Source organism: Novosphingobium sp. NDB2Meth1 (assembly GCF_900117425.1).
In the GTDB taxonomy this organism is placed as follows: domain Bacteria; phylum Pseudomonadota; class Alphaproteobacteria; order Sphingomonadales; family Sphingomonadaceae; genus Novosphingobium.
The window spans coordinates 298066-317997 of sequence record NZ_FPEH01000016.1; the positions used below are offsets into that span (position 1 = coordinate 298066).

Annotated in this window: 15 protein-coding genes; 7 read left to right on the top strand and 8 right to left on the bottom strand. The window is 65.8% G+C overall.

Annotated features, from left to right (window positions below):
• The first annotated feature begins 9 nt into the window (after positions 1–9).
• The 5 genes from groL to NDB2M1_RS13565 all read left to right on the top strand — a co-directional run bounded on the left by groL (position 10) and on the right by NDB2M1_RS13565 (position 8149).
• Positions 10–1653, top strand: coding sequence for a chaperonin GroEL (gene groL / locus NDB2M1_RS13545; RefSeq protein WP_054122585.1), 1644 nt, complete (start codon positions 10–12; stop codon positions 1651–1653).
• A 239-nt stretch (positions 1654–1892) separates the two neighbouring features.
• The gene (locus NDB2M1_RS13550; protein ID WP_143146756.1) at positions 1893–4151 is read left to right on the top strand and encodes a beta propeller repeat protein; all 2259 of its coding nucleotides are present in this window, start codon (positions 1893–1895) and stop codon (positions 4149–4151) included.
• A gap of 86 nt (positions 4152–4237) precedes the next feature.
• Positions 4238–5425, top strand: coding sequence for a serine hydrolase domain-containing protein (locus NDB2M1_RS13555; RefSeq protein ID WP_072383068.1), 1188 nt, complete (start codon positions 4238–4240; stop codon positions 5423–5425).
• 119 nt (positions 5426–5544) lie between these two features.
• Positions 5545–7221 carry a M28 family peptidase gene (locus NDB2M1_RS13560; protein WP_253185880.1) on the top strand — a complete coding sequence of 559 codons (1677 nt, stop codon included), beginning with the start codon at positions 5545–5547 and terminating at the stop codon, positions 7219–7221.
• Positions 7222–7342: 121 nt separating this feature from the next.
• Positions 7343–8149, top strand: a complete 807-nt coding sequence (locus NDB2M1_RS13565; protein WP_072383071.1) for a ferredoxin--NADP reductase — start codon at positions 7343–7345, stop codon at positions 8147–8149.
• Here the strand turns inward: NDB2M1_RS13565 and NDB2M1_RS13570 are convergent.
• The 5 genes from NDB2M1_RS13570 to NDB2M1_RS13590 form a co-directional block, all read right to left on the bottom strand.
• Entirely contained in the window at positions 8146–8667 is a 522-nt protein-coding gene (locus tag NDB2M1_RS13570) for a GNAT family N-acetyltransferase (protein ID WP_072383073.1), read from the bottom strand. The genes NDB2M1_RS13565 and NDB2M1_RS13570 overlap by 4 nt on opposite strands.
• The gene (locus NDB2M1_RS13575) at positions 8664–9893 is read right to left on the bottom strand and encodes a DUF445 domain-containing protein (protein ID WP_371328203.1); all 1230 of its coding nucleotides are present in this window, start codon (positions 9891–9893) and stop codon (positions 8664–8666) included. Before NDB2M1_RS13575 ends, NDB2M1_RS13570 begins: the two co-directional genes overlap by 4 nt.
• A 66-nt stretch (positions 9894–9959) precedes the next feature.
• Complete coding sequence (locus NDB2M1_RS13580; RefSeq protein WP_072383076.1) at positions 9960–13139, bottom strand: efflux RND transporter permease subunit; 3180 nt, start codon at positions 13137–13139, stop codon at positions 9960–9962.
• Positions 13140–13155: 16 nt separating this feature from the next.
• Positions 13156–14364 carry an efflux RND transporter periplasmic adaptor subunit gene (locus tag NDB2M1_RS13585; RefSeq protein WP_072383256.1) on the bottom strand — a complete coding sequence of 403 codons (1209 nt, stop codon included), beginning with the start codon at positions 14362–14364 and terminating at the stop codon, positions 13156–13158.
• 334 nt (positions 14365–14698) lie between these two features.
• Positions 14699–14998 (bottom strand): CtrA inhibitor SciP, encoded by a 300-nt coding sequence (locus NDB2M1_RS13590; protein ID WP_054122591.1) that lies wholly within the window; start codon positions 14996–14998, stop codon positions 14699–14701.
• Positions 14999–15565: 567 nt separating this feature from the next.
• On the opposite strand from NDB2M1_RS13590, the gene mnmA reads away from it, so the two are divergent.
• A complete protein-coding gene (mnmA, locus tag NDB2M1_RS13595; RefSeq protein ID WP_072383258.1) occupies positions 15566–16720 on the top strand; it encodes a tRNA 2-thiouridine(34) synthase MnmA in 1155 nt (384 codons plus the stop codon).
• 4 nt (positions 16721–16724) lie between these two features.
• On the opposite strand, the gene NDB2M1_RS13600 is transcribed toward mnmA, so the two are convergent.
• The gene (locus NDB2M1_RS13600) at positions 16725–17096 is read right to left on the bottom strand and encodes a hypothetical protein (RefSeq protein WP_369817025.1); all 372 of its coding nucleotides are present in this window, start codon (positions 17094–17096) and stop codon (positions 16725–16727) included.
• A 33-nt stretch (positions 17097–17129) separates the two neighbouring features.
• On the opposite strand from NDB2M1_RS13600, the gene NDB2M1_RS13605 reads away from it, so the two are divergent.
• Positions 17130–18260 carry a serine hydrolase domain-containing protein gene (locus NDB2M1_RS13605; RefSeq protein ID WP_054122592.1) on the top strand — a complete coding sequence of 377 codons (1131 nt, stop codon included), beginning with the start codon at positions 17130–17132 and terminating at the stop codon, positions 18258–18260.
• A 6-nt stretch (positions 18261–18266) separates the two neighbouring features.
• Here NDB2M1_RS13605 and NDB2M1_RS13610 read toward each other — a convergent pair whose 3' ends face one another.
• The gene (locus NDB2M1_RS13610) at positions 18267–19247 is read right to left on the bottom strand and encodes a cation diffusion facilitator family transporter (protein WP_072383077.1); all 981 of its coding nucleotides are present in this window, start codon (positions 19245–19247) and stop codon (positions 18267–18269) included.
• Between the two features lie 19 nt (positions 19248–19266).
• Positions 19267–19878, bottom strand: a complete 612-nt coding sequence (gene pdxH, locus NDB2M1_RS13615) for a pyridoxamine 5'-phosphate oxidase (RefSeq protein ID WP_054122593.1) — start codon at positions 19876–19878, stop codon at positions 19267–19269.
• Positions 19879–19932 lie beyond the last annotated feature (54 nt).

The following is a 19932-nucleotide window of genomic DNA, read 5'->3' on the forward strand; positions in this document are numbered from 1 at the left end:
GAAACCATCATGGCTGCCAAGGACGTAAAGTTCGGCCGCGACGCCCGCGAACGCATTCTGCGCGGCGTCGACATCCTCGCTGACGCCGTCAAGGTCACGCTGGGCCCCAAGGGCCGCAACGTCGTGATCGACAAGAGCTTCGGCGCGCCCCGCATCACCAAGGACGGTGTTTCGGTCGCCAAGGAAATCGAGCTCAAGGACAAGTTCGAGAACATGGGCGCGCAGATGCTGCGCGAGGTGGCCTCGAAGACCAACGACCTCGCCGGTGACGGCACCACCACCGCGACCGTGCTCGCCCAGGCGATCGTGCGCGAAGGCATGACCGCGGTTGCCGCGGGCATGAACCCGATGGACCTCAAGCGCGGCATCGACCTCGCGGTCAGCAAGGTCGTCGAAGACCTCAAGGGCCGTTCGACCCCGGTCGCAGGGTCTGCTGAAATTGCCCAGGTCGGCATCATCTCGGCCAACGGCGACGTCGAAGTCGGCCAGAAGATTGCCGAAGCGATGGACAAGGTCGGCAAGGAAGGCGTGATCACCGTCGAGGAAGCCAAGGGCCTCGAGTTCGAACTCGATGTCGTCGAAGGCATGCAGTTCGACCGCGGCTACCTCTCGCCGTACTTCATCACCAACCCGGACAAGATGACCGTCGAGCTCGACAGCCCCTACATCCTCATCCACGAGAAGAAGCTCTCGTCGCTCCAGGCGATGCTGCCGGTGCTCGAGGCCGTGGTGCAGACGGGCCGTCCGCTCCTCATCATCGCCGAGGACATCGAGGGTGAGGCGCTCGCCACGCTCGTCGTCAACAAGCTGCGCGGCGGCCTCAAGGTTGCGGCCGTCAAGGCTCCGGGCTTCGGTGATCGCCGCAAGGCCATGCTGGGCGACATCGCCACGCTGACCGCCGGCGAAATGATCTCCGAAGACCTCGGCATCAAGCTCGAGAGCGTCACGCTCCCGATGCTCGGCCAGGCCAAGAAGGTCACCATCGACAAGGACAACACCACGATCGTCGACGGCGCCGGTTCGGCCGACGAGATCAAGGCCCGCGTCGAGCAGATCCGCGCCCAGATCGAAGTCACCACCAGCGACTACGACCGCGAGAAGCTGCAGGAGCGTCTTGCCAAGCTTGCTGGCGGCGTGGCCGTGATCAAGGTTGGCGGCGCTTCGGAAGTCGAAGTCAAGGAGCGCAAGGACCGCGTTGACGACGCGCTTCACGCCACCCGCGCTGCGGTCGAGGAAGGCATCGTCCCCGGCGGCGGTACCGCTCTGCTCTACGCGACCAAGGTCCTCACCGGCCTCAAGGGCGCCAACGACGACCAGACCAAGGGCATCGACATCGTCCGGAAGGCGATCATGGCCCCGGTTCGCCAGATCGCCGCAAACGCCGGCCACGACGGCGCGGTCGTTTCGGGCAACCTGCTGCGCGAAGGCGACGAGACCCAGGGCTTCAACGCCGCGACCGACACCTATGAAAACCTGAAGGCCGCCGGCGTGATCGACCCGACCAAGGTCGTGCGCACCGCGCTGCAGGATGCCGCTTCGGTCGCCGGCCTGCTGATCACGACGGAAGCCGCGATCATCGAGAAGCCGGAAGACAAGCCCGCGATGCCTCCGATGGGTGGCGGCATGGGCGGCATGGGCGGCATGGACTTCTAAGTCCGCGCCCTCAGGCAGTTACGGAAGAAAACGGGGCCGGAGGGGAAACCTTCCGGCCCCTTTTTCTATGCCGATGGTTCATGTTCAAGTATCTAACGGTAGAAATAGATCCAGATTACGCCTAATATCAGTTTAACAAGGCTCAGCAGACCTGTCTTAAGCACGCAGTAATAGCTTGATCCATGACAACGTCTGATCGTCCCGGCGCGGGTACGGGGACCTGTCGATGGAGAAAATTCATGCGATATGCGGGCTTTGGGCTCATGGCGGCGGCGGCCGCCCTGTGCGCTTCCGGGTATGCGGCACCTGCCGCTGCCCAGACGGTGCAGACATCTCCGGCGAATGCGGTGTGGAAGCCGCTGGCAATCGGCGGCGGCGGCTACATCGTCGGGATCAACCTTCACCCCAACGGCATCGACCGCATCGTCCGCACCGACACCTACGGTGCCTATATCTGGCGCGGCAATGCCTGGGCGCAGCTTGTCACGACGGCATCGATGCCGGTGGAGGACCGCCATGTCACCGGGGTCGGCGCGGTCGATGCGGTGTTCGCACCGAGCGACGCCAACCGCGTCTACCTGTTCTTCAACGACCGGCTCTACCGCAGCGATGACAAGGGCGTGAGCTTCACGCGGCTGGCCGGGTTCGGCACGGCTGCCAGCAACGCCAACGACAGCTACCGGGACATCAGCTACAAGGTCGCGGTCGACCCGGTGAACCCGGACGTTCTCTATGTCGGCACGCGCGACGACGGCCTGCGCCGCTCGGTCGATGGCGGCGCGACATGGACCACCATCGCCGCTGTTCCTGTCGGCTTCCACGCCAGAAACGCCGACGGCAAGGTGACCGATGCAGGCGCGGGCATTTCCATCCTGTTCGATGGGAGGAGCGGGGCGAGCGCCGGCCTTACGCGGATCATCTACGCCGGCTCCTGGAAGAACGGCATCTGGCAATCGCGAGATGGCGGCGCCAGCTGGCAGCAGATCGCAAACGGCAACGCCTCGCCCAGCTACCTCGCGCGCGGCGATGTCGACCTTGGGGGACGGCTGCTCGTGACCGACGAGGAAAGCGGCAAAGTCTGGCGCCGTGAAGGCTCGGGCTGGCGCGATCTCGGTGCGACGGTCAATGCCCGGGCCGTGACGGTGGACCCCACCTCGGCGAACCGCATCTATGCTTTCAGCGGCGGGGGCGAGGCAGCCCGCAGCCTTGATGGCGGCGCCAGCTGGACCAAGCTCACCTATCCCAATGCCCTGGCGGCACCGCGCGACGTGCCGTGGATCGCCTGGACGGACAATGCGTTCTTCACCACGTCAGATGTGCGTTTCGACCCCCTCAGGAAAGGTCGGCTATGGGTCGGGCAGGGTTTCGGGGTGTGGAAAGCGGACGTTGCGGACACCGACACCGGAATCAGATGGCTCGCGGAAAGCCGCGGCATCGAACAGCTGGTGGTGAATGATATCGTCGCCCCGCCCGGAGGCGCACCGGTGGTCGCGGCGTGGGATCAAGGCCTGTTCTACAAGGACAAACCCGACGTGTTCGCAGCACGGCGCGGGCCAACCCGTCGCTTCAATTCGGCGTGGGACGTCGATGCCAGTGCATATCGCACCGGATTTCTCGCCGCAGCGGTCTCGGACCACCGGTTCTGTTGCGGCGGGGACGGGCTCAACATCCAGTCAGGCTATTCGCTCAACGGTGGCCGTTCGTGGGTGCGCTTTCCCACCCAGCCGACGCCGCCGGGGTCGAACCCCGCTGACGATTATCGCTTCGCCTTCGGCAGCATAGCGGTTTCAGCAAACACGAGCCGAATTGTATGGATGCCGGCGGGCGATGGCGTTCCCGCCACAACCGGAGACTTCGGCAAGACCTGGACTTTTGCCAGTTTCCCGCCACCCGATCCGGGCGAATCGGCAGGTTGGAATGGGGGCTTCTATCTCAACCGCAAGATCCTTGCGGCCGACCGGGTCGTGAGCAACCGCTTCTATGTCGTCAACACCTCCTTCAACACCACGACCTACGCCCCGGGCAAAAACGCCGGCGTGTGGCGGTCCAACGATGGTGGCCGAACGTGGGAGCAGGTCTTCAAGGGCAAGCTTACAGACTGGGCTATCTGGAACGCGAAACTGGTCGCCATGCCGGGCCGGACCGGCAATCTGTTCTTCACGCCCGGCAAGCTGGACGGCGATCCGGATATTCCGCTGATGCGCTCCGAGGACAGCGGGCGGACCTGGCTGCCGGTCGCATCCGTCAGCAAGGTCCATGCGATCGGGTTCGGCGCGCCGCGCAACGCCGACGGGCCTGCGGCGATCTACGTCGCGGGGAGCGTCAACGATCAGTACGGCATCTGGCGCTCGGCCGACAATGGCGCGACATGGCAGGGTATGGGCTATCCGAACCAGAGCCTTGACACCGTCTCGACCATCGATGGCGACAAGCGGACCTTCGGCGTTGTCTATGTCGGCTTCACCGGTTCGGGTGCCGCCTATGGGACGATGCCCTGACGCCGCAGCCTAAGCGCCAAGCCCATGGACAGATGCCTCCGGATCGGTAGTTTCCCCCTGAAACCAAAGCACACGAGGGGGAAGGGATGCGGAAGTGGACATGGGCTCTCGGCGCGGTGGCACTCGCCGGGCTTGGCGGCCTTGGCTGGTACGCCAGCCTCGATGCGGAGACGAGGGGACTGCTCGCGGCCATGCCGACCAACCGCGATGTGCTGATGTGGACGATCCCGCAGCGCGATGCGGCGTTCCGGGCGATGGACCGGCTGCCGGTGCTGGCGGAGGCGCGCGAGATCGCGCCTTCGGATCATCCGCTGCCGCTGTCGCCCGGCAAGCCGCTGAATGTGCCCGGGATCGACGCCTATATGGCGAGCCAGCGCGCGGCGGGGTTGGTGATCGTGCAGGACGGCAAGGTCCGGCTGGAGCGCTACGGGCTCGGCTTCGATGCCAAGGGGCGGTGGACGAGCTTCTCGGTGGCGAAGTCGTTCACTTCCACGCTGGTCGGTGCAGCGATCAAGGATGGCTACATCAAGAGCCTTGATGACAAGGTCAGCCAGTACATCCCGGACCTCAAGGGCTCGGCCTATGACGACGTCAGCGTGGCGCAGCTGCTCACGATGAGTTCGGGCGTGCGCTGGAACGAGGATTACGAGGATCCCAAGGCCGACGTCGCGATGTTTAACAATGCAGAACCCGAAAAGGGAATGGACGCGACGGTGAGCTATATGCGCAAGCTCCCCCGCGCGCATCCGCCGGGCACGGTGTGGCACTACAACACGGGCGAGACCAACCTGATCGGCGTGCTGGTCTCGTCGGCCACGAAGAAGCCGCTGGCGCAGTACCTCGAGGAGAAGATCTGGAAGCCGGCGGGCATGGAAGCCAAGGCGACATGGCTGCTCGGCAAGACCGGGCACGAGATCGCCGGGTGTTGCCTGCAGGCCGCGACGCGCGACTTTGCGCGGATGGGACTGTTCGTACTCGCCAACGGGAATGCGGGCGGGCAGCAGATCGTGCCGACGGACTGGTTTGCGGCCGCGATCCACAAGCAGAAGGACATCGGCGAGCCGGGCAAGGGCTATGGCTACCAGTGGTGGACCTATGACGACGGCTCGGTCGCGGCCCAGGGCATCTTCGGGCAGGGCATTTTCATCGATCCCAAGCGGCGGCTGGTGATCGCCAGCAATGCCGACTGGACCCGCGCCACCAAAGGCCCCGAAGGTGATGCGCGCGAGGCGTTCTACCAGAAGGTGCAGGCGCTGATCGACGCGGGGAACTGACTCCCACGCTGTCCTGTGTCCATTGTGCAAGCCTGCGGGGGATTCAGCGCGAGTCCCCCAAGGGCCAATGGACAATGCCGCATTGCGGAACTTAAGCCCCCGGCCTTGCTTGGGGGAGGATGGCGATGCGCAAGGCGGTCTGGGGTGTGGCCCTTGGAATGGTGGCGTTGTCTGCCGCGGCCCATGCCGAGGGCGTGAAGCCAACGCCCGTTCCGACCTTGCAGAAGCCCGGCTTCGATCAGATCCGCGAAGCAGACCTGCGCGCCGACCTGACCTTCCTCGCCTCCGACGCCTTGCTTGGCCGCATGTCGCTCCAGCCGGGTGATGACGCCGCCGTGCAGTGGATCGCCGCCGAGTTCGCCAAGGCCGGTCTCCAGCCCGGCGCCACCGACGCGAAAGGCGCGCCGAGCTGGTACCAGATCGTGCCGCTGGTCGAGTATCGCCCGAACCCGGCCGCGAACGGCCTGACGCTGCGGATCGGCGCCGCCGAGCAGAGCTGGAAGGCGCCCGACGTGCTCGGCGGCTATCGCGACGACGTGGACCTGACGGCCCCGCTCGTCTTCGCGGGGTACGGCATTACCGCGCCCGGCGTCGGTTATGACGACTACAAGGGCCTCGATGTGCGCGGGAAAGTCGTTCTCGTGTTCGAGCACGAGCCGCAGGAGAACGACCCCGCCTCGCGCTTCAACGGGACCGGCAACACGCGCCATGCCACCAACCGCGTGAAGGCGCTCAACGCACAGGCGCACGGGGCGCTGGCGGTGCTGGTGGTGGCCGAGCCGAACCGCAAGCATCCCTCCAACCTCGAGCGCGTCAACCGCATCGGCGGCAGCGCCAGGCGCGTCCCCCCGCTGCCGGGCCAGGCGCTGCCCGATGATGAACTCCGCATTCCGGTGCTGACCGTTTCCGATGCCGTCGGCGCCGCGCTGCTCGCAAAGGCGGGCATGACCCCGCAGGCGCTGCAGAGCGCGATCGACACCGGCCTCGCGCCGCAATCGCGCGCGCTGGCCGAAACCTCCGTGGCGCTCCACCTCGAGAATACCTCACGCACGCGCGGCGTGTCGGCCAATGTCGTCGGCCTGCTGCCGGGTTCGGACCCGGCGCTGGCGCCCGAAACGGTGATCATCAGCGCGCACCACGATCACGATGGAAGCACCACAGGCAATGGGGGACCGGAGATCTGGCACGGCGCGGACGACAACGGTTCGGGCACGGTGGGCGTCGTGGCGCTGGCGCGGGCATTCATGGCCAATCCGGTGAAACCGAAGCGCTCGATCCTGTTCACGGTGTTCGCGGCGGAAGAGCGCGGGCTGCTTGGCAGCTACTACATGGCGATGCACCCGCTGCGCCCGCTCGCGACGACTCGTGCGATGATCAATTTCGACATGATCGGACGCAACGAGGAGGCAAGCGACCAGACCACGGGCCTGATCGAGATCCCGAAGGACACGACCAACCGGCTCAACCTTATCGGCGCGACCTACAGCCCGGACTTCAACCGTACTGTGCAGGCCGCCAATCGCAGTGTCGGGCTCGATCTCGACGACCGCTTCGACCACGAGAACGCGCTGAACGTGTTCTTCCGCAGCGACCAGTTTCCCTTCGTTCTGAAGGACGTGCCGGCGATGTGGTTCAACACCGGCTTCCATCCCGATTACCACCACACCACCGACACCGCAGACCGGATCAACTACCCCAAGATGACGAAGATCGTGAAGCTGGCCTATCTCTCCGCCTGGCGCTTCGCCAGCGAGGCCGCGCCTCCGGCTTTCGTGCCCGATCCGGCGGGCCACTGACACCCGCGCCGCCTCGCACCTGCCCCTTCGGGTCATGTGTGAAATCGATTTGACACTCTTTCTGTAAAGACGGATTGTCACCCATCCGGCAGCGCCGCTGCCCACCACGGAGGGCCGCCGCATGCCCGACCAGTTTCCCATGGAACCCACTGCCAGCCTTTCGGTCGAGACGGTCGTCTCGGTGCGCCACTGGAACGAGTTCCTGTTCTCGTTCACGATCACCCGCCCGCCGAGCTTCCGCTTCCGCTCGGGCGAGTTCGTGATGATCGGCCTCATGGGGGACAACGGTCGCCCGCTGCTGCGCGCCTATTCGATGGCTTCGCCCGCCTATGACGAAGTGCTGGAGTTCCTCTCGATCAAGGTGCCGGACGGCCCGCTGACGTCACGGCTGCAGAAGATCAAGGAAGGCGACCAGATCTTCCTTGGCCGCAAACCGACCGGCACGCTGGTGGCCGATGCGCTGCTGCCGGGACGCCGCTTGTTTCTGCTCGGCACCGGTACGGGCCTCGCGCCGTGGATGTCGCTGATCCGCGATCCCGATATCTACGACCGGTTCGAACAGATCGCGGTGGTCCATTCGGTGCGCGGCGTATCGGATCTTGCCTACCGCGACATGCTGGAAGCGCGGCTGGCGGATGATCCGCTGGTGGGCGAATACGCGGCGGAACGGCTGACCTATATCCCGACCGTGACGCGCGAACCCTTCCACACCAACAAGCGCATCGAGGGGCTGATGCTGGATGGTACGCTGTTCCAGGGTTCGCTCGGCGATCCGAAGAACTTCGATCCCGAACACGACCGCGTGATGCTCTGCGGATCGATGACCATGATCAAGGAAGTCGCCGCGATGCTCGAGGGTTTCGGGTTTACCGAGGGCGCGAACTCGCACCCCGGTGAGTATGTGATCGAGCGCGCCTTCGTCGGTTAGGGCAAGCGTTCCAGCAAGATGAGTTGCGCGCCGTGGTCCGCTTCTGCGCCATAGCGCACGAAGCCGAGCTTGTCCGCGACGGCAAGCGACGGCAGGTTGGTATCGTTGATCATGCAGGCGACGCGCCGTCCCGGGAAGGCGGCGTCGAACCACCCCAGCGCGGCGCGGGCGGCTTCGGTCGCGATGCCTTGGCCCCAAGTCTTGCGCGCGAAGATCCAGCCGATCTCCGGTGTGTCATCAAGACCCTGACCGATGCCGCGCCATGAGTGGAATACGCCGCAAATGCCCAGCACGTCATCGGTGCCCCGTGCCCGGCAGACGAATGTGCCGTACCCGTAAAGCGCCCATGACCCGGCGTTGCGGCAGAGCCGATTGAACTCCTCGACAGGATCGGTCGGCCGGTTGCCGAGGTGGCGGCGAACCTCGTCATCCGCCAGCAGATCGACCAGCGCGGCATGATCGCGCGCCGCCGGACGCCAGAGGTCGAGGCGCTGCGTCGAGAGTTCGGGTCCGTTCATAGCGCGACGTCTACCGCGTGGATCGCCACGCCGACAAGTCCGCCGACCAAGGTGCCGTTGATGCGGATGAACTGGAGGTCGCGCCCGACCGCGCCTTCGATCCGGTCCGTCACCGTGCGGGCATCCCAACGACGCACCGTTTCGGAGACGAGCCGGACGATCTCACCGCCATGGCGCGTGGCAACGCCGACCAGCGTGCGGCGGGCGAAGCGGTTCACCAGCAGTTGCAGCCGAGCATCGTGCTGGAGCGCACGGCCGAGCTCCGCCAGCGATGCGCCGATCCGGTCACTGCCGCCCCCGCTGCCGCCGGAGCGCACGGCTCCCAGCAACTGGGCCCGGCCCCGTTCCCACAGGCCATCGAGCCACGCAGCAAACGCGGGGTTGGCCATGACGTCGCGCTTCATCGCCTCCACCCGCGCGTGCATCGCCGGATCGTTGACGAGCGCCTCGGCAAGCGATTCGAGGCTTTCCTCGATCTTGAGGCGAAGAGGATGGTCCGCGATCACCACCGTCTCGGCGAGCAGCTTGTAGAGCCCGTCGAGGATGCCGTTGGCGAGCCGCCCGTCGAGGCCCGTCCAGCGCACGATGGTGTTCGCCTTGTCGTGGATGATACGCCGCACGAGGTCCTCGTTGGCCTCGAGTGCCTCGGCCGAGCGGCGGATCAGCGCCTCGATCAGCGGCATGTGGCGGCCTTCGGCGATCATCGCCCTGAGCAGGTTGCCGAGGAGGGGCGCAAGTGCCAGCCGTTCGATCCGGCTGCGCAGGGCTGCCTTGGCCATGCCGCCGAGCTTTTCCTGATCGAGCGATTCGAGCACATCGGCAATGAGGCTGGCGGCCCCTGCGCCGAGGCGGCTCTCGCCGGGGCGCGGATTGGCGAGGTACTGGCCTGCAGCATTCGCTGCGTTCAGGCCGCGCAGGCGGCGGGCGACGACCGGTGGCGTAAGGAAATTCGCCTTGAGAAAAGCCGCCATCGAATCGGCAATGCGGTCCTTGTTATCGGGAATGATCGCGGTGTGGGGGATCGGCAGACCGAGCGGGTGGCGGAACAGCGCGGTCACCGCGAACCAATCGGCCAGTCCACCGACCATCGCCGCTTCCGCGAAAGCCCGCAGGAAACCCCAGCCGGCGTGCTGCGTCTCAAGCTGACGGGCCGCAAGAAACAAGGCGGCCATGAGCAGCAACAGGGCCGTGGCAAACAGCCGCATGCGGCGCGCCGGGTCAGCCATCGGTCGCTCCTGATGGCATCGGCAGGTCTGCCACTCGGCGGGCGGAGGATCCCCTTGGCGTCGCGATCACTCCGCCGGGAAGGCTTCACCCGCCGCATGGGCATGCTGCTCGCGCGCCGCCTCGCGCGGATCGTAGGACAGCACGCGCCGCCCGATCCACGGACCGACCCGCTTTTCCAGGCCGTCTGCGAGGCTGAAGCCCGCAGGAACCAGCAGCAGCGTGAGCAACGTCGAAAGCGCGAGACCGCCGATCACGACAATACCCATCGGCGCGCGCCAGCCGGCATCGCCGCCGAGCGAGACAGCCGTCGGCACCATGCCCGCGATCATCGCGACGGTGGTCATCACGATCGGCTGCGCACGCTTGTGCCCGGCTTCGATAATCGCGTCGAGCTTGGGCGTGCCCTTGGCCATTTCCTCGATCGCGAAGTCGATCAGCAGGATCGAGTTCTTGGCGACGATGCCGAACAGCATCAGGACACCGATGAACACGGGAAGCGACAGTGCCTGGCCTGTAGCAAGCAGCAGCAGCAGACCGCCGAGCGGCGCGAGGAACAGCGAGCCCATGTTGACGAGCGGCGAGATAAAGCGGCGGTAGAGCAGCACGAGCACCGAGAAAACGAGCAACACACCCGCTGCCAGCGCGACCATGAAATTGAACAGCATTTCCTGCTGCCAGCGGTCTTCGCCGGCAGGCGCGTTGGAGACGCCCTGCGGCAGGTTCTTCATGATCGGCAGCGCCTTGATCGCTGCATCGGCGGTGCCCTTGACCACACCCGGCGGCAGGTCGGCACCGATGAACACGCGGCGGTTCTGGTTGTAACGCTGGATGCTCGTCGGACCCGAGCCGAAGCCGATGGTGGCCACGCGCGAAAGCGGAACCGAGCCGCCCGAGACAGTCGGCACCGGCAGGTTCTCGAGCGTCGTCAGATCGCGGCGCGACGCGACCGGCAGCTTCACCCGGATCGGCACCTGACGGTCCGACAAGGAGAACTTGGCGCTGTTCTGGTCGATCTCGCCCTGCGTCGCGATGCGGATGACCTGGCTCAGCTGCTGGGTCGTCACGCCCAGTGATGCCGCGAGATCGAGATGCGGGGTGATCACGATTTCCGGGCGGCGCAAGTCGGCGCTGATGCGCGGCGCGACGACTTCCTTGAGGCCGCTCATCTGCTCGACCAGCGTCTGTGCGGTCTTCTGCAGGAGATCGGGATCGGAGCCGGACAGCATGACGCTGATCGCGCGGCCCGAACCGCCGCCGGGGCCGCCGCCGTTCTGGTTCATGAAGCTCACGCGTGCGTCGGCCACCTTCTGCAGGCGCGGCGTCAGTGCGCGTTCGAATTCGATGCTGGAACGCGCACGGTCGCGCTTCAGTTCGAGGAAGACACGGCCATTGCCCTCGTTGATGCGCTCCAGTGCGACGTCGATCTCGGGCTCGTCCTTCACCAGCGCGAGCACTTCATCGACCTTCTTCTCGGTCTGCTCGATCGTGGTGCCGGGGACCATCTCGATGGTTATGCGGCTGAAATCGCCATCGGTTTCCGGGAAGAACTGCGACGGGATGACCATGAACAGCACCACCGTGAAGGCAAGCGCGCCGACAGCGACGCCCATCATCCACAAGCGGTGGTCGCGCAGCCGCGCGCGGAACCAGCGGCGCGGGAAACGCTCGCGGTACGCAGCCACCGGGCGGGTATCGAGCGACCATTCGAGCACGCGCATGTAGCGCTGCATCCACGGCCCGTTGCCGTGTTCGGCCTGCCCGTGCGCTTTGAGAAAATAGGCCGCGATCATCGGCGTGATCATGCGCGCGACGAGCAGCGAGAACAGCACCGCGATGACGACGGTGAGGCCGAAGTTCTTGAAGAACTGGCCGGAAACGCCGGGCATCAATGCCACGGGCAGGAACACCGCGACAATCGAGAAAGTCGTGGCGACAACCGCGAGGCCGATCTCGTCCGCGGCGTCAATGGCCGCCTGATAGGCCGACTTGCCCATGCGCATGTGCCGGACGATGTTCTCGATCTCCACGATCGCATCGTCCACCAGAACGCCGGCCACGAGGCCGAGCGCGAGCAGCGACATCGTGTTGAGCGTGAAACCGATCAGGCTCATCAGCCAGAAGGTCGGGATCGACGAGAGCGGAATGGCGATCGCCGAGACGATCGTCGCCCGCCAGTCGCGCAGGAAGAAGAACACCACGATCACGGCAAGAACCGCGCCTTCGACCATCGCGGACATCGAGGACTTGTACTGTTCCTTGGTGTAGCCGACGCTGGAGAAGAGCTGGATGAAGTGGACGCGGCCGCCCTGCTCCTTCTCGATCTTGGCGAGTTCCTTGACGGTATCGTCGTAGACGCTGACGTCGGATTGACCGCGCGCACGGGCGATGCTGAAGGTGACAACCGGCTTGCCGTCGTGCTTGGCGATCGACGTGATTTCGCTGAAGCTGTCACGCACATCGGCGACGTCGGACAGGCGGACGGTGCGGCCATTCGTAATGCCGATTTGCGTGCGCGAAAGTTCGAACGCGCTCGACGCATTGCCGAGCACGCGCACGGCCTGGCGCGAACCGGCGACTTCAGCGCGGCCGCCTGCTGCGTTGAGATTGACCTGGCGCAACGCGGCGTTGATCTGCGTCGCCGTGACGCCTTGCGCCTTCATCCGCATCGGATCGAGCGTGACGGCGATCTCTCGGTTCACGCCGCCATTGCGCTCGACTTCCGCCATGCCGGGGACCGAGAGAAGACGCTTGCGCACCGAGTCGTCGATGAACCACGAGAGCTGCTCGATGGTCATGTCGTCGGCGGAGACGGCAAAGTAGGCAATGGCGTCGGACGAGGTCTGCGCCTTGACCACCTGCGGTTCGAGGATGCCTTCGGGCAGATCCCCGCGCACCTGATCGACCGCGTTCTTGACCTCGTTCACCGCTGCATTGATGTCCGTCCCGATGGCGAACTGGACCATCGTCTGGCTGGACCCTTCGGTCGCCGTCGAACTCAGGGTATCGACGCCCGCGATTGTCCGGACTGCGGATTCGATGCGCTGGGTGATCTGGTTTTCGATTTCCGTCGGCGCCGCGCCCGGCTGGGAGATGGTGACAATGACCAGCGGGAATTCGATGTCCGGCTGGTCCTGCACCTTCATGCCCATGAACGCCACAATCCCGGCCAGCGTGAGGCCAAGGAACATGACGATGGGTACGACCGGGTTGCGGATCGACCAGGCGGAGATGTTGCGGAAGTTCATGTGTGCGGCCCTCGGTTCACGAGCCGGCGGGCGTGGCGGCGCTGGCAGCAACCGGGCGCACGACATCACCCGGGTTGAGGAAACCACCGGCGCGCAGGACAACACGTTCGTTGCCAGCAAGGCCTTCCGATACGACGATGCCCTGTGCGGTGACGTCCCCGGTCTTCACCGCGCGGCGGGAGACCTTGTTGTTCTGGTCGACGACGTAGACGAACGCACCCTGCTGATCTGACAGGATCGCCGATTCCGGCAACATCGGCGCAATGACCGAGCCGCTGCGGATCTGCGCACTGGCAAAGCCGCCCGGACGCAGCGCGCGATCATACCCGAGAGCGATGCGCGCGATGCCTTCACGCGTCTGCGTGTCGATCGTCGGGGAAAGCTGCCAGATCTGGCCGGTAAACGCCTTGGCGGTGCCGACCGGCGTCACATCGGCAGACTGGCCGACCGCCAGCCGCGCGAGATCGTTCTCGGCGAGGCGCGCCTGCATTTCGAGCTGGCCGTCCTTCGCAATCCGGAACAGCACGCCGCTGCCTGGGCTGACGATCTGACCTGGCTCCACGCCGCGAGTGAGCACGAGGCCGGCCGCCGGGGCGACGATATTGAGCCGCGCGGTACTGGCACGGAGCTGTTCTAGCGAGGCAGCGGCAACGCGGACCTGCGCAACCGCCGCATCGCGCGTGGCGGTGAGGCGGTCGACGTCGGCCTTCGAGATGAAGCCGCGCTCGACAAGCTTGAGGGCGCGGTCCAGATTCGACTGCGCGATCCGGGCGTTGGCGCGCTGCACTTCGATGTTGGCGGCTTGCCCTGCGATCTGCTGCGCCTGCACGGCGCGGTCGACCACGGCCAGAACCTGTCCGGCCTGCACCCAGTCACCGGCATCGACGAGCACGCTGACGACGCGACCGCCTTCGCCTGCAGCACCGACCGGCATCTCGCGCCGCGCCGCGATTGTGCCGCTCGCGGTGATCGATCCCGTCACGCTGGAACGGCCCGGGGTGATGACGCTGACCGACTGGGCCTGCGCACTGCGGGCAGCCGCACTATCCGTCGCTGCCGGCGACTTGTGCATGAAGTACCAGCCGAGACCGAGTGCGAGCGCGATCACCGCCGCGACAATCATCAGGCGGCGCTGTCCGCCGTCGCGCGAGCCGAGATCGCCATCGCCGATGGCCGGTTCGATGGCGGGCCGCAGCTCCGATCTGATCGTCGTTTCGTAATTCATGTCGTTCACGTGCCTTAGTCCCGGTCGGGCGCCGAACAGCCGAGAATGGGGGCCGATCCCCACCCTCGTTGAGGTGTGTTATATATCTATATCACTTCCCGCAAGCGCGGGGAGCCTCGCTGTGCCGCACGTTACCCTTGCCTTAGCGGAGCATCCGACGAGTGACAATTGCGGCTCGACGAAGCGCATGAACAAATGATTCCAACGTGGCGCGGTTGCAACCCGAAACAGCAGACTGCTCCGGCCTCTTCGTGCAAGCAAAAGCAAATGGCCGCCCCGATTGCCGGGACGGCCATTGCAGATATCTGTACGGCGCCGTGCAGGCGCGCGTCGTTCAAAACTTGAGCTGGCGCTCGTAGAGATCGCGGTAATGCTGAATGCGCGTGACACGCAGGCCCTGCATGCCCGAACGATCGACCGCGCGCTGCCAGGAGGCGAACTCCTCGAGCGTGAGGCCATAACGCTCGCAGACCTCATCGATCGTGAGCAACCCGCCGTTAACGGCCGCGACAACCTCTGCCTTGCGGCGAACGACCCAGCGCGTGGTCGAGGGCGGCGGCAGGCTGTCCAGCGTCAGCGGCTCCCCGAGAGGGCCAATGACTTGCGCGGGCTTGATTTTCTGGTTCTCAATCATGTCAATTCTCGTCTGGTCGACGTTGGGGGGCGACTTCAGGAACGGGCCCCTTAGTGCCTGTCACGTCATTTCCATTCGCTGAAGAGGCTGGGTTAACGAGCCCTTCAGCCTCCATTTCAACGCTCCGCAGCAACACCGCAGCCGATTCATGGAAGCTGGAGCCTTTCCCGCCGTGAGGTCCGGTCGCGCCGCCACCCGAACCTGAGCTGCTGGCCATGACCAATCCTGCCGCCGTGCCCGGAAGCACCCCCCGGGTATCATGCGCCGCCACGAGCCGGGCGCAGAGTTCGCTCCAGCCGAGCGGACGCAACCCGCGGGGCGAATCGCCCGGGACCTGCGGCCATGAATCGGAAAATCTCATCTCCATGGACGCTGCTCTAACCCACGGTCCAATAAAGGAGGGTAAACCCCCCCTTCACCAAGAGTTAGGTTTTGACAGGGCTCGGATCGCCGGACAACGACCTGCTTTTTGACCTGCCGCTTGCCCGCGAATGCGCCTATGGGGCCAAAATGCAAAGCAACTCGGGCACAAATGGAATGGCTGGGACGGGCGCAGGCGAGTCGGGCATGACCGCTGCGCTTGCCCTGAGCGCGCGTGAGGCGGCGGAGCTTTTTTCGCTCCCGCAAGGAATGGGACCACGGCGAATCGTGGTGGCGATGTCGGGCGGAGTCGACAGCTCGGTGGTCGCCGGGCTGGCCGCCGCAAGCGGTGCGGAAGTGATCGGCGTGACTCTGCAGCTCTACGACTATGGCGCAGCGACTGGCCGCAAGGGGGCCTGCTGCGCGGGGGACGACATCCGCGACGCACGCGCCGTGGCCGATCGGCTGGGTATCGCGCACTATGTGTTCGATCACGAATCGCGCTTTCGCGAAGAAGTCGTCGAGCGGTTTGCGGACGACTATCTGGCCGGGCGGACGCCGATCCCCTGCATCCGCTGCAACATGGGCCCGAAGTTCACCGATCTTCTGACCATGGCACGCGATCTCGGTGCGGATTGCCTCGCCACCGGCCATTACGTGCGGCGGATCGCAACGGCAGATGGCCCCCTGCTCCACCGCGCCGTCGATCCTGCGCGCGATCAATCCTACTTTCTTTATGGGACGACCGAGGCGCAGCTGGACTTCCTGCGCTTTCCGCTGGGCGGTCTGCCCAAGCCTGCCGTGCGCGCGATGGCGGCTGCGCTGGGCCTCGGCGTTGCCGCCAAGCCTGACAGCCAAGACATCTGCTTCGTGCCCGACGGCGATTATGCGAGGATCGTGACCAAGGTCCGGCCGGAAGGCGCCGCTCCAGGCGAGATCGTGCATGCCGCGACCGGGGCCGTGCTCGGCACACACCGCGGTGTCATCCACTATACCGTCGGCCAGCGGCGCGGGCTCGAGATCGGCGGACAGGCCGAACCGCTCTACGTCACCGCGCTGGATGCGCCAGGACGCCGGGTGCTTGTCGGGCCCAAGGCGATGCTTGCGGTCGGATCGGCGCGGCTTGCGGAAACCAATCGCATCGGCCCGCTGCCGCAGACCGGGACGCTGACCGCCAAGGTGCGTTCGCTGGCAAAGCCCGTGCCGGTGGCAATCGAAGGCGCCATCGGTGCAGGTGCCGCTTGCACGATCCGCTTCCTGCAGCCGGAATTCGGCGTCGCGCCGGGTCAGGCGGCAGTCATCTATGACGGCGACCGGGTGATCGGCGGCGGCTGGATCGAGGAAACTGCGCCCTGGGCTTGAGACGTCAGTTGCCCCAAGGCTCCAGCACGCAGCCCCAGCCCTCACGATACGTTGCTGTCTGCCGCGCGATGAGCGGGAAGCGGGCTGTCACGCTGCGCGCTGCGGTATCTTCGGAGAGGGTGATGAGGTCCATCCCCGGCTCGAAATCCTTGCGGCAATCGCCAAGCTGGCGGCCGCCGACAAAGCGGCACGAGCAGGCGACGCGTGCGCCATAGGCAGTCCCGGTGAGCGCATAGCCATGCAGCTGCGGCCAGATGAACGCACCCGCCCCAAAGAGCAAGGCGATCAGGACAAGCCCCCAGCGCAGGACGCGTGGGCGCGGCTGCGTGGAGGAAGTGACCGGTTCGGGGGATGCTGCTGGTTTGGCCATTGCCATGCGGGGTCGATCTGGAGAAAAGCTGGCCGCGAGATGGCCCGCCCTGTCCTAGCCCTTATCGCCCCGCTCACGCTTGTGCCAGCCCTGTTCGGCTGCAGCCCCGCGGCGCCCCCAGCCCCGCCGCCGGTTTCGGCCGAGGCGCTGAAAGCAGTTGTGGCCAATCCCGGCGTGCCGCGCGAAGAACTGGCGCGCAAGGTCGATGCCTTGTTCAGCGAGCAGGACGCGGCGGAAACCCGTTCGGTGATCGTCATGCACGGCGGCCGGGTGATCGCCGAACGCTATGCGCCGGGCTATCACGAGAACACTCGCTTCGTGAGCTGGTCGATGGCCAAGTCGATCACCGGCGTGATGATCGGCATGCTGATTTCGGATGGCCGGCTGCGGCTGGACGAGCCGGCGCCGATCCCAACATGGCAGCGCCCGGGCGATCCGCGCGGAGAGATCACGCTGCGGCAGTTGCTCCAGATGCGCTCCGGCCTGCGCCATGCCGAGGCGATTTCACCGCCGTGGAAATCCGATGAAGTGCGCATGCTGTTCCTCGACGGGCGCGACGCAATGGCGCGCTATGCCGAGGACCAGCCACTGCAGTATGAGCCGGGGCGCAAGTGGGTCTACTCCTCGGCCACGAGTGTCATCTTGGCAGACCTTGCAGCGCGCGTCCTCTCCCCTGCTCCGGACCCTGAAAGCCGCCGCCGCGCCGTGGCGGGGTATCTGCGGACCCGTCTGTTCGGCCCGGTCGGCATGCGATCGATGATGCCGGAGTTCGATGCTTCGGGCACCCTGATCGGGGGCAGCCTTATTCACGGCACGGCGCGCGATTGGGCGCGCTTCGGGGAGTTCCTGCGCAATCGCGGCGCTGTGGCCGGCGCGCAGCTGGTGCCGCGCCAGTGGATTGACTTCATGGTTACGCCCTCGCCGCGCGAGGCGCAGTACGGCGCGCAGATCTGGCTCAACCGGACCCCGACGACCGGCCATCCCGCGCTGTTCCCGGACCGCGGCCCGCGCGACTTGTTCGCCTGCCTTGGCCACCTTGGCCAGTATGTGCTGGTCTCGCCCTCGCGGCAGCTTGTCGTGGTCCGGCTGGGCAAGACGCAGGAAGATCAGCTCGATCCGGTAACCCGGCGGCTGGGAGACCTTGTCGCGCTGTTCCCGAAGGCCAGATGAGCGCAGTCAACGCCGGATGGGCGCGCCCTGAGCCAGCAAAGCGGGACTGGTGCCGTCGGGGGCAGGAGCGAGCAAGTCCTCCGGTCCAAGCGCGGCTTCATCGACGTGGCCATCTGGATCAGGATGGATCAGGATCTCGACGCCCGGAAATGCCTCAAGCAGCTTGTCCTCGATCTCGTCCATCACGCGGTGGGCTTCGGTCACTGTCATGCGGCCATCGACCCAGACGTGGAACTGCACGAAATCGCGGTTGCCGCTGGTCCGGGTGCGCAGATCGTGCAGGCCCTTGAGTTCGGGATGCTGGGCGACGACCGCCAGAAAGCGCTCGCGCTTTTCGAGCGGCCACTCGTGATCCATCAGCTGCTCGATGGCAGCCTGCGATGCGCCCCAAGCGCCCCAGCCGAGCCAGAGCGCGATGCCGAAAGCGAACAGCGCGTCCGCACCGGCAAGGCCGAGCCAGTGATCGAGCGCCAGCGCGGCGATGACGGCAAGATTGAGCACGAGGTCAGATGAATAGTGCAGGTGGTCAGTAGCTATGGCGAGACTGCCGGTCGCCCGGATGACCCGGCGTTGATAGCCTAGCAGGAGAAACGTTGCGGCGATGGCGACGAGCGAGACGACCATGCCGGCTTCCGCATCGGCCGGGCGCCCACCGCCGAGAAACTCCTCGATCGCGCGCCAAGCGAGACCGAGCGCAGAAATGGATATCAGGACGACCTGAAACATGGCCGCCAGCGCTTCGGCCTTGCCATGGCCGAAGCGGTGGTTGGCATCCGCTGGCTGCGCGCCGATCCATACGCCAAGGAGGGTGGCAAGGCTGGCGACCAGATCGAGTCCGGTGTCGGCGAGGCTGCCCAGCATGGCCGTGGAGCCGGTGGTGACCACGGCATAGCCCTTCATCCCCAGCAGCAACGCCGCGACGGTTATGCTGGCATAGGCTGCGCGGCGATTGAGATCGCCGTGATCGGGGCTGCGGGTCATGTCCATCGCGGAGCCTCGCGTGCGCTCATGGGTAGAGCAGCGAACTGGTCCATTCGCTGCCGGCGCTGCGCGTAAAGCGGCGCCGTTCATGCAGGCGATACTCGCGATCCTGCCAGAACTCGATGGCATGCGGCGTCACGCGATATCCGGACCAATGCGCCGGACGCGGAATTGATCCATCAGGATACTGGGCGCGGAGGGCTTCGACACGCTCCATATACACATCGCGCGAGGGCAACGGGCGGGACTGGTCCGACGCTGCCGAACCGAGCCGCGATTCGGGATGGCGGCTGGCGAAATAGGCATCGGCTTCCGCCGCCGTAACTTCGGTTATCGTACCTTCGATGCGTACCTGCCGGCGCAGGCTCTTCCAGTGGAAAAGCAATGCAACCTGGGGATTGGCCGCAAGTTCCCCGCCCTTCCGGCTCTCGAAATTGGTGTAGAACACGAAGCCATCAGGGCCATGGCCCTTGAGCAGGACCATGCGCACCGAAGGCGCCGCGTCCGGCGTGGCGGTGGCCAGTGCCATGGCATTCGGATCGTTGGGCTCGCTCGCCTTCGCCTCGGCAAACCACGCCTCGAAAATGGCGAAGGGATCCGACGCAGGGATGGCGTGTTCGTTCGTATCGGTAGCCACGGCGGGTTTCTGCCTGTTCCAGAATGCGCGGGGAATGTCGCAAATGCCCTAGCC